The sequence below is a fragment of the Microbacterium sp. LWH11-1.2 genome (assembly GCF_038397745.1).
Classification (GTDB): domain Bacteria; phylum Actinomycetota; class Actinomycetes; order Actinomycetales; family Microbacteriaceae; genus Microbacterium.
The window spans coordinates 3,588,719-3,601,650 of record NZ_CP151636.1 but is presented as its reverse complement, the minus strand read 5'-3'; the positions used below and the strand labels follow the sequence as shown (position 1 = coordinate 3,601,650).

The following is a 12,932-nucleotide window of genomic DNA, read 5'->3' as shown; positions in this document are numbered from 1 at the left end:
ATGCGTATCGCCGTCGTGGCCCTCGGAAAGATCGGCCTCCCTCTCGCTCTGCAGTTCGCCGACCGTGGACATGAGGTGATCGGGGTCGATGTGAACCCGACGCTCGTCGAGGCCGTCAACAGCGGGGTCGAGCCGTTCCCCGGTGAGGCGCAGCTGCAGGAGAAGCTCACCGCGGCTCTGGCAGCCGGACGCCTGCGCGCCACGACCGACTACGCCGAGGCGATCCCGTCGGCGGAGGCCGTCGTCGTGGTGGTCCCGCTCTTCGTCAACGAGGAGACCGCGGAGCCCGAGTTCGGCTGGATGGACCAGGCCACGAGGTCGCTCGCGCAGCATCTCCGCCCCGGCACCCTGGTCTCGTACGAGACGACGCTCCCCGTGGGCATCACCCGCGGTCGGTGGAAGCCGATGCTCGAGGAGGTCTCCGGACTGACCGAGGGCGAGGACTTCCATGTCGTCTTCTCGCCGGAGCGCGTGTACTCCGGCCGCATCTTCGCGGACCTCCGCAAGTACCCGAAGCTGGTCGGCGCGCTGTCCGACGAGGGTGCGCGTCGCGCCGTGGAGTTCTACGAGGCCGTCCTCGAGTTCGACGATCGTCCGGATCTCGCGCGGGCCAACGGCGTGTGGGACCTGGGCAGCGCGGAAGCCGCGGAGATGGCCAAGCTCGCCGAGACCACGTACCGCGATGTGAACATCGGGCTCGCGAACGAGTTCGCCCTGTTCGCGGGGGCCAACGGGATCGACGTCTACCAGGTGATCGAGGCCTGCAACTCCCAGGTCTTCAGCCACATCCACCGCCCGGGCATCGCCGTCGGCGGTCACTGCATCCCGGTGTATCCGAAGCTCTACCTCTCGACGGATCCCGGCGCCGACATCGTGCGGACCGCGCGTCGCGTGAACGAATCCATGCCGGAGCGACTGGTCGCCCAGGCCGAGGGCATCCTCGGATCGCTGTCCGGGCTGCGGGCTGTCGTCCTCGGCGCCAGCTACCGCGGCGGTGTGAAGGAGACGGCCTTCTCGGGTGTGTTCCCGACCGTGGCTGCTCTGCAGGCGCGCGGGGCAGCCGTCCAGGTGCACGATCCGCTGTACAGCGATGAGGAGCTGCGCCGACTCGGATTCGAGCCGTACACGCTGGGCGACGACATCGACATCGCGATCCTGCAGACCGACCACGCCGCCTACCGTGAGCTCGAGCCTGCGCAGCTTCCCGGTATCAAGCTGCTCGTCGACGGTCGCGCCGCGACGGATGCCGCGCGCTGGGCGGGCACTCCGCGCATCGTCGTCGGCACCGCGGTCGAGCTGATGGCCACCGCAGGGGCCACGACCTGAACCGCGCACGGCCCGCCCCTCCTCGGCGTGCCGCGTTCCGTGCGGACATCCAGGCGCTCCGCGCGATCGCCATCGCCGCGGTGGTGCTCAACCACCTCTGGCCGACCCGCCTGACCGGGGGCTACGTCGGCGTCGACGTGTTCTTCGTCATCTCCGGGTTCCTGATCACGAGTCATCTCACCCGTGAGGTGGCCGCCACGGGGCGCATCGCGCTCGCCGCGTTCTACGCACGCCGGGTGCGCCGGCTCCTTCCCGCCGCGCTCCTGGTGCTGATCGTCAGCGCGATCGGCACCCTGCTGCTCCTGCCGTACCCTCGCTGGCCGCGGGCCGGCGCCGAGATCGCGGCGAGCGCCGGCTACGTCGAGAACTGGTTCCTCAGCGCCATGTCGGTGAACTACTCGGCGCTCAACGACCAGGCGACCGTCGCGCAGCACTACTGGTCCCTGTCGGTCGAAGAGCAGTTCTATCTGCTCTGGCCGCTGCTCCTGCTGGCCGCGGCCTGGTGGGCGGCCAGGCGGTCGGCGCGCCCGCGGGTCGTCGCGGTCGTCGTGCTGGCCGTCCTCGTCGTCACCTCGCTCGCGGCGAGCGTGATCGCCACGACGCTCATCCCGAGCCAGGCCTACTTCGCGACCTACACCCGCGCCTGGGAGTTCGGCGTCGGCGGCCTGCTGGCGCTGACCGCGACACGACGTCTCCCGCGCGTGGGGGCCGATGTGCTCGCGCTCGGGGGCCTCGTCATGATCGCGCTGGCCGCCGTGTTCTTCGGCCCCGCGACGCCGTTCCCCGGTTACGTGGCGCTGCTGCCCGTGCTCGGCACGGCGGCGATGATCCTCGCCGGAACCGGACGCGAGCGCCTCTGGCACACCGCGGTGACCGGGACCAGGCCGGTGCAGTGGATCGGCGACGTCTCCTATTCGCTCTACCTCTGGCACTGGCCGCTGATCGTGCTCGTGCCGTTCCTCGTCGGAGCAGCTGCGTCGACCGTCATGAAGCTCGGCATCCTGGCGCTCTCCCTGCTGCTGGCCTGGGCGACGGCCCGTTTCGTGGAGCGCCCCGGTCAGCGCTGGAAGGTCCTCGCCGCCTCTCCGCGTCGGACCCTCCTCGCGATGCTGGGCGCCGTCGTCACCGTGGCTCTCGTCGGCGGCGGGCTCGTCCTGGCCGGCCGAGCGGCGTCCGCGGCGGACGTGCCGCCCGTGACCGTCACGATCGAGGAGTGCGTCGGACCCCAGGCGATGGATCCCGGCGCGGAGTGTCCTGACCGGTTCGGGCCGGCGGCCGACGTGGTGATGGGCCCGGGGAACGCCTATTTCGACGTGCCCGACGAGTGCGGGGCCGATCCGGCGCTGCTGCCTTTCGGCGACACGACGGCGACGGTGGTGTGCGATTTCAGCGCGGGATCCGCGGATGCGCCGACGGTGTGGCTCGTCGGCGATTCGCACGCACAGCAGTGGCAGGGCGCGGTGTTCGACCTCGCCCGCACCGAGGGGTGGATCGTGACCACGTCGTTCGGCGGAGGGTGCCCGGTGATCGACGCCCCCTTCGTGGGGTTCCGCACGCCGGCGAGTGCCGCGGAGCAGGCGCGCTGCCGGGAGTGGTCGGCCGCCGTACAGGCCGCGGTCGTGGAGGCGGCTCCCGACGTCGTCCTCACGTCGTCGGCGGGCCGGGTGCAGCTCGTGGACGACGGCACCGACCGCCCGCAGATCGACCAGTTCGCGGACGGCCTGCAGAGCACCTGGCGCGCCTGGGCGGATGCCGGTGTGACGGTGATCGCCCTCGGCGGCGTACCGTTCAACGGTGAGGTGCGCTCGCCCGACTGCCTCCTCGTCAACGCGCGCAACCCGCTCGCGTGCGCGGTGCCGATAGCCGAGGCGCAGCCGGCCGATCCCTATCTGCTCGCGGCATCCACGGCGGACGATCCATCGATCCGGTCCTTCGACGCCGGACCGTACTTCTGCGACGAGACGCGGTGCTACGCCGCGATCGGCGGCACGGCGGTCTTCTACGACGCGGACCATCTGAACCTCGACTACGTCCGCCGATTCGCTCCGATGCTGGCCGACGTCATCGGGCCGATCGTGGGCGACTGAGCTCCCAGGTACACGCCGATACGATTGCAGGTATGGATCTTCTCGTCGTCGGGTCGGGCTTCTTCGGCCTCACCATCGCGGAGCGCGCAGCAGAAGCGGGCCGCAAAGTCACCGTCATCGATCGTCGTCACCACATCGGCGGCAACGCCTACAGCGAGGCGGAGTCCGAGACCGGGATCGAGGTCCACCGCTACGGTGCGCACCTCTTCCACACGTCCAACGCGACGGTGTGGGAGTACGTGAACCGGTTCACGACCTTCACGAACTACGTGCACCGGGTGTACACGACGCACAAGGGCACGGTCTTCCCGATGCCCGTGAACCTGGGGACGATCAACCAGTTCTTCCAGTCCGCGTACACCCCCGACCAGGCGCGTGCGCTGGTCAAGGAGCAGGCGGGGGAGTTCGACGCCAAGACGGCGGCGAACTTCGAGGAGAAGGGCATCGCCCTCGTCGGCCGCCCGCTGTTCGAGGCGTTCTTCCGGGACTACACCGCGAAGCAGTGGCAGACCGATCCGCACAAGCTCTCCGGTGACATCATCAGCCGCCTCCCGGTGCGCTACACCTACGACAACCGGTACTTCAACGACACCTGGGAAGGCCTGCCGACCGACGGCTACACCGCGTGGATCGAGCGGATGGCGGATCACCCGAACATCGAGGTGAAGCTGAACGTCGACTACTTCGACGAGTCGCAGCCTCTGAGCAAGAAGGCCACGGTCGGGCAGGTGCCCGTCGTCTACACGGGCCCTGTCGACCGCTACTTCGACTACGCGGAGGGCGCGCTGAGCTGGCGCACGCTCGATTTCGAGCAGGAGGTGCTGAATGTCGGCGACTTCCAGGGGACGAGCGTGATGAACTACCCCGACATGGACGTGCCCTACACGCGCATCCACGAGTTCAAGCACTTCCACCCGGAGCGCAAGGACGTGTTCGAGCAGGACAAGACGGTCATCATGCGCGAGTTCTCGCGTTTCGCGAACCGCGAGGACGAGCCGTACTACCCGGTGAACACGCCGTCGGATCGTGAGGGGCTGCTGGCTTACCGCGACCTGGCGAAGGGCGAGAAGGACGTGCACTTCGGCGGACGCCTCGGCACGTACCAGTACCTCGACATGCACATGGCCATCGGCTCGGCGCTGTCGCTCTGGAACAACACTCTCTCCTAGACTCGACATCGTGAGTCACGCTGCTGTCGGGGCGCCCGGGACGCCCCGGCGCTATCTGCATTCGCTGTGGCTGCTGTCGGCCCGCGACCTCAAGGTCCGGTACGCGACGAGCTTCCTCGGCTACCTCTGGTCCGTCCTCGATCCGCTCGTGATGAGCGCGATCTACTGGTTCGTCTTCACGCAGGTCTTCCACCGCACCGTCGGCGAGGATCCCTACATCGTGTTCCTCATCGTGGCGCTCCTGCCGTGGGTGTGGTTCAACACCTCGGTGTCCGACTTCACGAGGGCGTTCAAGAAGGACTCGCGCCTGGTGCGGTCGACGGCCATCCCGCGATCGATCTGGGTGAACCGCATCGTGCTGAGCAAGGGGATCGAGTTCCTCTTCTCGATTCCGGTGCTGGTGCTCTTCGCGGTGTTCAGCGGCGCGACCGTCAACTGGATGCTGCTCTGGTTCCCCGTGGCGATGCTCATGCAGGTGACGCTGCTCGTCGGCCTCGGGCTGCTGGTGGCTCCGCTCTGCGTGCTCTACGCCGACCTCGAGCGGACGACGGCGCTGATCCTGCGCGCGCTCTTCTACGCCTCGCCCGTGATCTACAGCTTCCAGGACCTGCCGGCGCCGTTCGACACCATCGGCGCCTTCAATCCGCTGGCGGGTATCTTCACCCTCTACCGCGTCGGATTCTTCCCGGAGCTCTGGCAGACGACCCCCGTCGTGATCAGTGCGGTGATGTGCATCGTCATCCTCGCGCTGGGCGTCTGGACGTTCCGGAGCCTGGAGCGTCCCGTGCTGAAGGAGCTGTGATGTCCGCGGCCATCGAAGTCCAGGGACTCGGCGTCCACTTCCGACGGAACCGTCGAGGACGACGCAGCTTCAAGGATCTCTTCTCCGGGGCCTCGCGACGCTCGCGTCCCGGGGAGTTCTGGGCGCTGCGCGACGTCTCGTTCACCGTGCAGCCGGGCGAGTCGATCGGCGTGGTCGGGCGCAACGGCCAGGGCAAGTCGACGCTCCTCCGCCTGGTCGCCAAGGTCCTCCTGCCCGACACGGGAACGGTCACGGTCAACGGGGGAGTCGCCCCGCTGATCGAGATCACGGGCGGCTTCGTCGGCGACCTCACGGTGCGCGAGAACGTGCGGCTCACGGCCGGATTGCACGGGATGTCGCGCGAGGAGGTCTCCCGTCGATACGACGGCATCATCGCGTTCGCCGAGCTGGCCGGCTTCGAGGAGACCCCCTACAAGCACCTCTCCAACGGCATGAAGGTGCGCCTGGCGTTCTCGGTCGTGTCGCAGCTCGACGAGCCGATCCTCCTGGTCGACGAGGTGCTCGCGGTGGGGGACAAGGCCTTTCGCGAGAAGTGCTACACCCGCATCGACGAGCTGCTGGCCGAAGGGCGCACGCTGTTCTTCGTGAGCCACAACGAGCGCGACCTCCGTCGCTTCTGCACGCGGGGCCTCTACCTCGACAAAGGCGAGCTCGTGCTCGATGCGCCGATCGCCGACGTGCTGGCGCAGTACAACGCCGACTACAACGCCTGAACCCTTCTTGTAACGTTGGGCGTCCTCGCGACACTCCCTGGTGAGGGCCGCATCAGCGGATCCCGGAGTTCAAGGGGGAGGTCGGTGTGGTGAGGTCGATCGCAGGGCGTGCGCGCGGGGCGGTGGTGCTGGTGCTGGCCCTGGCCGCCACGGGGTGCGCCACACCACGCGCGGAAGAGGTGCGAGAAGGGGGAGCTCTCGGCGCCGGGATATCGTCGACGTTCATGACCGAAGCCTCGGGGGCGGTCATCGAACGCGACGGACAGACGAATCTCTGCTTCGGAGTACTCCAGCCATATCCTCCTGCATGCGCCGGCGGGGTGGAGCTCGCCGGGTGGGACTGGGAAGCCGTCGAGGGGCAGTACGAGGAGCACGCAGGCGTGCGCTGGGGCGACTTCACGGTGACGGGAGTCTACGACTCGGACGCCGAGACCCTCGCCGTCGTCTCCACGGGACCGATCGCCGCGACACCGCCCGCCCATCCGACAGGTCCGATCCTGCCTTCTCGCTGCCCCGCGCCGGATGGCGGATGGAAGATCGTCGACGAGACCAGAGCGTCCTATGAATCGTTGAACGCTGCGTTCGGCCTGATCGCGAGCGTGGAGGGATACGGCACCATGTGGATCGACCGCAGCGAGATCCCGACCGTGCCGCCCGGGACGGATCCCCTCGAGGCGTTGCGGCTCAACGCCGTGCACGCCGGGCTCTCGATCATCAACGTCGGGGTACGGTCGGATCCTGCGGGGGCGGAGGCACGGATCCGCGAAGTATGGGGAGGAGCGCTCTGCGTGTTCTCGGTCGACTTCACCGATGCGGAGCTGAATGCGCGGGTTCAGGAGATCATGGCGGATCATCAGAGGATGACGGAGCATCAGGTCATGACGACAGGTCCGGACGCATTGACAGGCGTGATCACGATCCAGGTCGTCCACGACGTGGACGGTGCACTGCAGCGGGAGATGGACCAGGAGTACGGACCCGGCGCGGTCGTGGTCTCATCGATCCTCGTTCCGCGCTGAGCTACCTGTGACTGACCCCGGGCAGAGCATGGACTGCAGCGATGCCGACCTCTGGGCGCAGGCCTGCGCCGGCGACGCCGACGCCTTCGCCGCTGTCTTCGATCGGCACGTCGACCGTGTGCATCGACAGGCGCGGCGATTCGCCCATTCGCGTGAGGACGCCGAGGACATCACGGCGATGGTGTTCCTCGAGGCGTGGCGGCTGCGCTCTCGGGTGAGAGTCGTGAACGGCTCCGTGATCGGATGGCTGCTCGTGACGGCGGCCAACATCGCGCGGAACAGCGCCCGGACCCGGATGCGGCACGAACGCCTCCTCCGACGACTGCGGCCCGACGTCGTCCCCGATCATGCGGAGGAGGTGCTCGATGCCGAGACGCGCTCGCATCGCCGAGGTGAGGTGGAGACGGCCTTCGCGCGGCTGAGCGCGTCGGATCAGGAGATCCTCGCGCTGTGCGTGATCGAGGAGGTCGCGCCTGCCGATGCGGCCAGGCTGCTGCGCGTGCCCGCCGGAACGGTCCGCACGCGACTCAGTCGCGCGAAGCAGCGGCTGCGCGTCGCGATGACCGAGCTCACCCCGGACGCCCGGGTAGGCGGAAAGGGGACGACATGAGCGGAAGCACGGGAGGGATCGATCCGGAGTTCCGCGCACGGCTCCGACGAGCCCTGGTCACGCAGGCGACCGACGCGCGACCGGTGAGGCGTGGAACGCGCCTCGCGTGGGGTCTGGTCGCCGGGGTGTGTCTGCTCGCCGGGGCCGGGACCGCCTGGGCGCTAGCCGATCGGGGGTCGGAGCCCGTCGCCGGCGGCCTCGAGACGCGGTCGGTGGATGTGGTCTGCGCTGCCGTCGCCGGACCTGTCGATTCCCTGTCCGGGTCCGGGGGTGCGCTCTCGGATCCGCGCGGCATCGCGGTGTCTGTCCCCGTCCCGAGCGGAGCCAACCCGTCGCCCGAACTGATCGAGGAATGTGCGCGACTATGGGATGAAGGGCTGCTCATGAGTGTGGAGTTCCAGAGCGGCAGCCCGCAGAGCGCCCCGGTGGGCAGGCCCGCACTGGCGCTGTGCAGCCTCGCCGACGGCGCACCCGTCGTGATCCCGGCACCCGACTGCGCCTCTGCGGGCATGGTCGACTGGACGGAAGAGGATCGATCCGGGTCCTGATCCGAGCCGACGACGTCAGAGTCCGACGAGGGCGCGCAGGTCCTGCACGGCCGCACGGGCGGCATCGATCGTCTCGGCGGGAGCGGCGCCGACCGTCAGCGCGGACTGCAGGTCGGTCAGCCGCTGCGAGTACACCGAGAGCCCGTCACGCCATCCGTCGGCGATCGAGGCGGGCGGCTGCGCGTCGGAGAGGCGCTGCACGTCCTGCTGGAGCGTCTCGACGACCGGGAGCGCGTCGGGTCCGTTGGCTCCGGTGATGATGTCGAGTCCGCGCGGAGCGTCGTTGAGCCAGCCGCTCACCTGACCGCGGAAGGCCTCGATCGTCGGGTCGGTCGCCGGCGGAGGGTCGACGATCGGAGTCTGGCTCGGAGCCGGCGTCGCGGACGGCGTCGGTGTCGGTGTCGGCGTCGCGCTCGGGGAGGCCGACGGCGTGGACGACGGGCTCGCGCCGGGGGTGGGGCCGTCACCTCGAGGGAGGAAGAGGAAGAGCAGCACGCCCACGATCGCCAGAGCGGCGACCGAGAGGCCGACGATCAGCCAGATCCGGCCGGTGCGCTTCGGGGGAGCGGGGAGCGGGGCCCACCGCAGTTCCGGCTGCTGCTCGTCCATCGTCATGCCTCCAGCGGTTCCATCGGCTGCCAGGTGCGGTCGCGTCCGGCCTTGCCGCCGTCACGGATCCCGCGGAAGAGGTTGCTGGTCCCGCGCACGGTCCTTTCCACGAACACGAGCCGGATCAGCTCCTTCGCGAATGTCGCCGCGGTGCCCAGCCCGAACAGGACCGGGTTGTAGACCCCGTGCACACGGTAGTACTGCTTGATGAACCCGCGATTGCGCATGATGTAGTAGCGATACGCGTTGCTCGACGCGTTCATGTGGCGGATGCCCATGTCCCACTGCTTGATCTCGCGCGTGCGCCGCAGGACGAACTCGTCCACGATGACGGCGGTGGTCCGGCGCGAGGCGAGCCACCCGTACATCTGGTCATCCCAGTAGATGAAGAACCTCGGGTCGGGGAGGCCGATCTGCGCGACGATCGAGCGGTGGATGAACATGCCCTCGAAGCATCCGCTGTTCATCTCCTTGAATCCGGAGTCGTCGAATCCGGACGGCGCGAACGGGATCGGGATCCCCATGCGCTCCGCGATGCGGTACTGCCAGTAGAACTCGCTGCCGTCGTAGTCGATGCGGCGGCCCTGGATGCTCTTGAACCGCGGCGCCCACTTGCCCATCTTCGCCAGGCCGTCGGTGAGGACCTCGACGTCGTCGTCCATCATCCAGATCCACTCGGAGCCGAGCTCGTACGCGGTGCGCATGCCTTCGCTGAATCCGCCGGAACCGCCGGTGTTCGTCTCCAGGCGGCGGTAGACGATCTCGGTGCCGATGCCCTCGCGGAAGGACTCGACGACGGCGGTGGTGTCGTCGGCGGACGCGTTGTCGATGATTACGACATGGCCGGGCTTCGGGTCCATCGCGGTGATGCTCGTGAGCAGGCCCGAGAGCAGGTGAGAGCGGTTGAAGGTGACGATGACGATCGTCGCGGCCGTGGGGTCGAATGCAGCGGGCGCCGCGGTCATGCCTTCTCCTCGAAGATCTGCTGCCAGGACTGGGGTGAGACGAGCTCGGGGAGCGCCTCGCGGTACTGCTTCTGCAGCTGCGGCCACCGGCGGCGCAGCTCGGAGTGCAGTCGGATGCTCTCGCGCAGCATGCGGCGGTACTGTCCGCGGTCGCGCGTGTAGATGTTCTTGCCGGATCCGTCCGCGGCGCTCACGAGCGCGCTGTCGAAGGCGGGGACGCGCCACCACAGGGCGTCCTCCTTGCCGAACTCGACCTCGGGCTGCGCGATGTTCGCGGGGTGCGGCCGGTGCAGCCAGTGGGACAGCAGCGTGCGGAGCGTGAACACCCGCAGCCGGATGCCTGTCGGGTTGTCCAGATCGTTCTTCGACAGCTGCTGGAACACGCGGCGGCCGCGTCGGGAGTGCAGCACCCTCGCCGGATCCCGGTGCACGACGGTCTCGGGGAACTCGGGGGCGAGTGCGCGCGCGGCGGGCATCGCCGTCGCCAGGTTCCGCCGCATGTGGTCGGGGCCCGACAGGATGTCCCGCAGAGCGCGGGCGCGCAGAGCCACCGGGTAGTACTGCATCATCATCAGGTGCTTGAGGTCGACGCGTCTGCTGTGCTTCAGCAGCGCCCCTCCGCGTGGGGCGCCGGAGTGCAGGAGGCCGGCGACGATCCGGTTGCGGGCATGGAAGTACGCCTGCCAGTCGATCGTGTCGTCCTTGTTGACCCAGGAGACGTGCCACAGGGCGACGCCCGGCATCGAGACCGTCGGGAACCCGGCCTCTCCTGCGCGCAGGCAGAACTCGGCGTCGTCCCACTTGATGAACGCGGGGAGCGCGAGGCCGACCTTGCGGATCACGTCGAGGGGGATCAGGCACATCCACCAGCCGTTGTAGTCGGCGTCCATCCGGATGTGGAGCAGCGTCGACTGGCGCAGGTTCGACACGCCGAAGTCGTGCGGCATCTTCTCCTGATAGAGGTTGCGCCACATGAACGGGTCTTCGTCGACGACCTCGGCCCAGCCGTGGAGCTTGGGGCGATCGAGCAGGTCGAACATGTGCCCGCCGACGAGCACCGGCGTCGTCGCGTACTGGCCGAACACGATCGAGCGGCGCAGCGACTCGGGCTCGAGGCGCACGTCGTCGTCGAGCAGCTGCACGAAGTCGCTCTCCGGGCGCTGCAGCGTCTCGTGCATGGCGCGGGCGAACCCGCCGGATCCGCCCAGGTTCTCCTGCCGGATGACCTGCAGCGTCTCCCCGAGGCTCTGGGCGACCTCGTCGAAGCCGTCCTGCGCGGAGACGAGCTGCGACCCCTGGTCGACCAGGAAGATGCGGTCGACGAACTCGAGCGCGTCGGGGGAGGCGGCCAGGGCGCGCAGCGTCTCGACGCAGTAGTCCGGCTTGTTGTACGTGGTGATGCCGAGCGACGCCTTGCCGGACCGCGCTGGCTCCTGCTCGGTCGTCCACTCCGCGCCCTCGAGCACCGCGGGCTTCTCGTCGGCGACGATGTCGAACCAGATCCAGCCGCCGTCGCTGTACTGCGTGAGGTCGAGGTCGAACGAGGTCGTCGCCTCGCCGGTCACCTCACGGGTCGCGACGCGCTGGCGGATGCCGGAGCCGTTGGAGCGGTAGACGAGGATCGTCGCGGGCCCCGTCGTGCGGACGGTCAGCCGGACCTCTCGGACGCTGGTCCAGTGCTGCCAGTAGGAGGCGGGGAAAGCGTTGAAGTAGGTGCCGAGCGACACACGCCGCCCGGCGACGATGCGCGCGCGGTGACGGCCGAGGATATTGCCGAGGTGCGCACGGTTGGACACGCGCACGGGCACGTCCTCGATGACCGACCACGTCTCGGGATCGGCGTACAGGGGAAGCAGATCGGGGTCGCGATCAAGTGGGAAGACGACGTTCTGAAGGACGTGGGCCACTGGGTAAGTTCTCCGATGTTGGTGTCGCAGACCGCTGTGGCGGGACAGCGCGCGACGCGACGAGCAGTGAGTAGCCTACCGTCCGTCGCCTTCGGATCTGCGGAGAGTCGGCTCCATGTGCCGCCCGGGCGTCTGGCTAGACTGAGGGCGATGAAGGTATTGATCACCGGCGGCGCCGGCTACATCGGGTCCACCGTCGCGACGGCATGCATCGAGGCCGGCATCGAGGTCGTCATCCTCGACGACCTGTCGACGGGCCTCCGCGCCTTCGGCGAAGGTCGCAACCTCTACGAGGGCGACATCGCCGATGCGGCCCTTCTCGACCGCCTGCTGTCGGACCACCCGGACATCGATGCGGTCGTCCACTGCGCGGCCCGCGCGGTGGTGCCGGATTCCGTCGCCGACCCGCTCGGCTACTACGACTCCAACGTCGGCAAGACGGTGCTCCTGCTCCAGCGACTCCGCGACGCCGGCATCGCCCGCATCGTGTTCAGCTCGTCCGCCTCCGTCTACGCGGGGGAGACCGGGGAAGGCGTCGATGAGAACGGTGTCCTCGCGCCCTCCAGCCCCTACGCGACCACCAAGGCGATGGTCGAGGAGATCCTGCGCGACGCGGCCGCCGCCGGCGATTTCCGTGCGATCGCGCTCCGCTACTTCAACCCCATCGGCGCCGACCCGCAGCTCCGGACCGGGCAGCAGAACCCGAGGCCCTCGCACGCGCTGGGCAAGATCATGCAGGCGCATGCCGCCGGCGAGCCGTTCACGATCACCGGCACCGACTGGGCGACGCGCGACGGATCGGGGCTGCGGGACTACATCCACGTCTGGGATCTCGCGCTCGCGCATGTCGCGGCCGTGCAGCGGTTCGACGAGGTCGCCACCGCGGACGAGCCGTACCGGGTGATCAATCTCGGCACCGGCGACGGCGTGACGGTGCGCGAGCTGGTCGCCGCATTCGAACGCGTGACCGGTGAGCCCCTCGCCGTCGTCGAGACCGGTCGCCGTCCCGGCGATCAGGCCGGCGCCTTCGCGATCGTCGATCGTGCGGGTGAGGTCCTCGACTGGCAGGCGGAGCGCTCCGTCGACGACGGTGTGCGCGACGCCATCGCCTGGGCCGAGAAGCTCGGTACCCTGCGCTGAAGGTCCTGCTCTGAAC

Annotated in this window: 12 protein-coding genes; 9 read left to right on the top strand and 3 right to left on the bottom strand. The window is 68.8% G+C overall.

Annotated features, from left to right (window positions below):
• From MRBLWH11_RS17665 to MRBLWH11_RS17630, 8 genes are all read left to right on the top strand, one after another.
• Entirely contained in the window at positions 1-1,326 is a 1,326-nt protein-coding gene (locus MRBLWH11_RS17665) for a nucleotide sugar dehydrogenase (RefSeq protein ID WP_341945767.1), read from the top strand.
• The gene (locus tag MRBLWH11_RS17660; RefSeq protein ID WP_341947851.1) at positions 1,254-3,413 is read left to right on the top strand and encodes an acyltransferase family protein; all 2,160 of its coding nucleotides are present in this window, start codon (positions 1,254-1,256) and stop codon (positions 3,411-3,413) included. Before MRBLWH11_RS17665 ends, MRBLWH11_RS17660 begins: the two co-directional genes overlap by 73 nt.
• Before the next feature lie 32 nt (positions 3,414-3,445).
• Positions 3,446-4,582, top strand: coding sequence for a UDP-galactopyranose mutase (gene glf, locus MRBLWH11_RS17655; RefSeq protein WP_116636492.1), 1,137 nt, complete (start codon positions 3,446-3,448; stop codon positions 4,580-4,582).
• 10 nt (positions 4,583-4,592) lie between these two features.
• Positions 4,593-5,384 (top strand): ABC transporter permease, encoded by a 792-nt coding sequence (locus MRBLWH11_RS17650; RefSeq protein ID WP_116635374.1) that lies wholly within the window; start codon positions 4,593-4,595, stop codon positions 5,382-5,384.
• A complete protein-coding gene (locus tag MRBLWH11_RS17645; protein ID WP_116635373.1) occupies positions 5,384-6,118 on the top strand; it encodes an ABC transporter ATP-binding protein in 735 nt (244 codons plus the stop codon). The genes MRBLWH11_RS17650 and MRBLWH11_RS17645 overlap by 1 nt, the downstream gene beginning before the upstream one ends.
• A gap of 89 nt (positions 6,119-6,207) precedes the next feature.
• A complete protein-coding gene (locus MRBLWH11_RS17640) occupies positions 6,208-7,137 on the top strand; it encodes a hypothetical protein (RefSeq protein ID WP_341945765.1) in 930 nt (309 codons plus the stop codon).
• Between the two features lie 7 nt (positions 7,138-7,144).
• A complete protein-coding gene (locus MRBLWH11_RS17635; protein WP_341945764.1) occupies positions 7,145-7,747 on the top strand; it encodes a sigma-70 family RNA polymerase sigma factor in 603 nt (200 codons plus the stop codon).
• Positions 7,744-8,295: a hypothetical protein gene (locus MRBLWH11_RS17630; protein ID WP_116635370.1), complete on the top strand. Its 552-nt coding sequence runs from the start codon at positions 7,744-7,746 to the stop codon at positions 8,293-8,295. The genes MRBLWH11_RS17635 and MRBLWH11_RS17630 overlap by 4 nt, the downstream gene beginning before the upstream one ends.
• Before the next feature lie 15 nt (positions 8,296-8,310).
• Here MRBLWH11_RS17630 and MRBLWH11_RS17625 read toward each other — a convergent pair whose 3' ends face one another.
• Genes MRBLWH11_RS17625 through MRBLWH11_RS17615 form a run of 3 tightly spaced genes read right to left on the bottom strand, consistent with a single transcriptional unit; the run spans position 8,311 to position 11,776 of the window.
• Positions 8,311-8,904, bottom strand: coding sequence for a hypothetical protein (locus MRBLWH11_RS17625; RefSeq protein ID WP_243408897.1), 594 nt, complete (start codon positions 8,902-8,904; stop codon positions 8,311-8,313).
• A 2-nt stretch (positions 8,905-8,906) separates the two neighbouring features.
• Positions 8,907-9,869 (bottom strand): glycosyltransferase, encoded by a 963-nt coding sequence (locus MRBLWH11_RS17620; RefSeq protein WP_116635368.1) that lies wholly within the window; start codon positions 9,867-9,869, stop codon positions 8,907-8,909.
• Entirely contained in the window at positions 9,866-11,776 is a 1,911-nt protein-coding gene (locus MRBLWH11_RS17615; protein ID WP_116635367.1) for a glycosyltransferase, read from the bottom strand. The genes MRBLWH11_RS17620 and MRBLWH11_RS17615 overlap by 4 nt, the downstream gene beginning before the upstream one ends.
• 150 nt (positions 11,777-11,926) lie before the next feature.
• Between MRBLWH11_RS17615 and galE the strand changes: the two genes are divergently transcribed.
• Entirely contained in the window at positions 11,927-12,916 is a 990-nt protein-coding gene (gene galE, locus MRBLWH11_RS17610; protein ID WP_116635366.1) for a UDP-glucose 4-epimerase GalE, read from the top strand.
• Positions 12,917-12,932 lie beyond the last annotated feature (16 nt).

What these genes read in the sequence shown, in the direction of transcription:
- MRBLWH11_RS17665 (WP_341945767.1), top strand. Translation starts at nt 1, where the DNA reads ATGCGTATCGCCGTCGTGGCCCTCGGAAAGATCGGCCTCCCTCTCGCT.
- glf (WP_116636492.1), top strand. Translation starts at nt 3,446, where the DNA reads ATGGATCTTCTCGTCGTCGGGTCGGGCTTCTTCGGCCTCACCATCGCG.
- MRBLWH11_RS17645 (WP_116635373.1), top strand. Translation starts at nt 5,384, where the DNA reads ATGTCCGCGGCCATCGAAGTCCAGGGACTCGGCGTCCACTTCCGACGG.
- MRBLWH11_RS17630 (WP_116635370.1), top strand. Translation starts at nt 7,744, where the DNA reads ATGAGCGGAAGCACGGGAGGGATCGATCCGGAGTTCCGCGCACGGCTC.
- MRBLWH11_RS17625 (WP_243408897.1), bottom strand. Translation starts at nt 8,904, where the DNA reads ATGGACGAGCAGCAGCCGGAACTGCGGTGGGCCCCGCTCCCCGCTCCC.
- MRBLWH11_RS17620 (WP_116635368.1), bottom strand. Translation starts at nt 9,869, where the DNA reads ATGACCGCGGCGCCCGCTGCATTCGACCCCACGGCCGCGACGATCGTC.
- galE (WP_116635366.1), top strand. Translation starts at nt 11,927, where the DNA reads ATGAAGGTATTGATCACCGGCGGCGCCGGCTACATCGGGTCCACCGTC.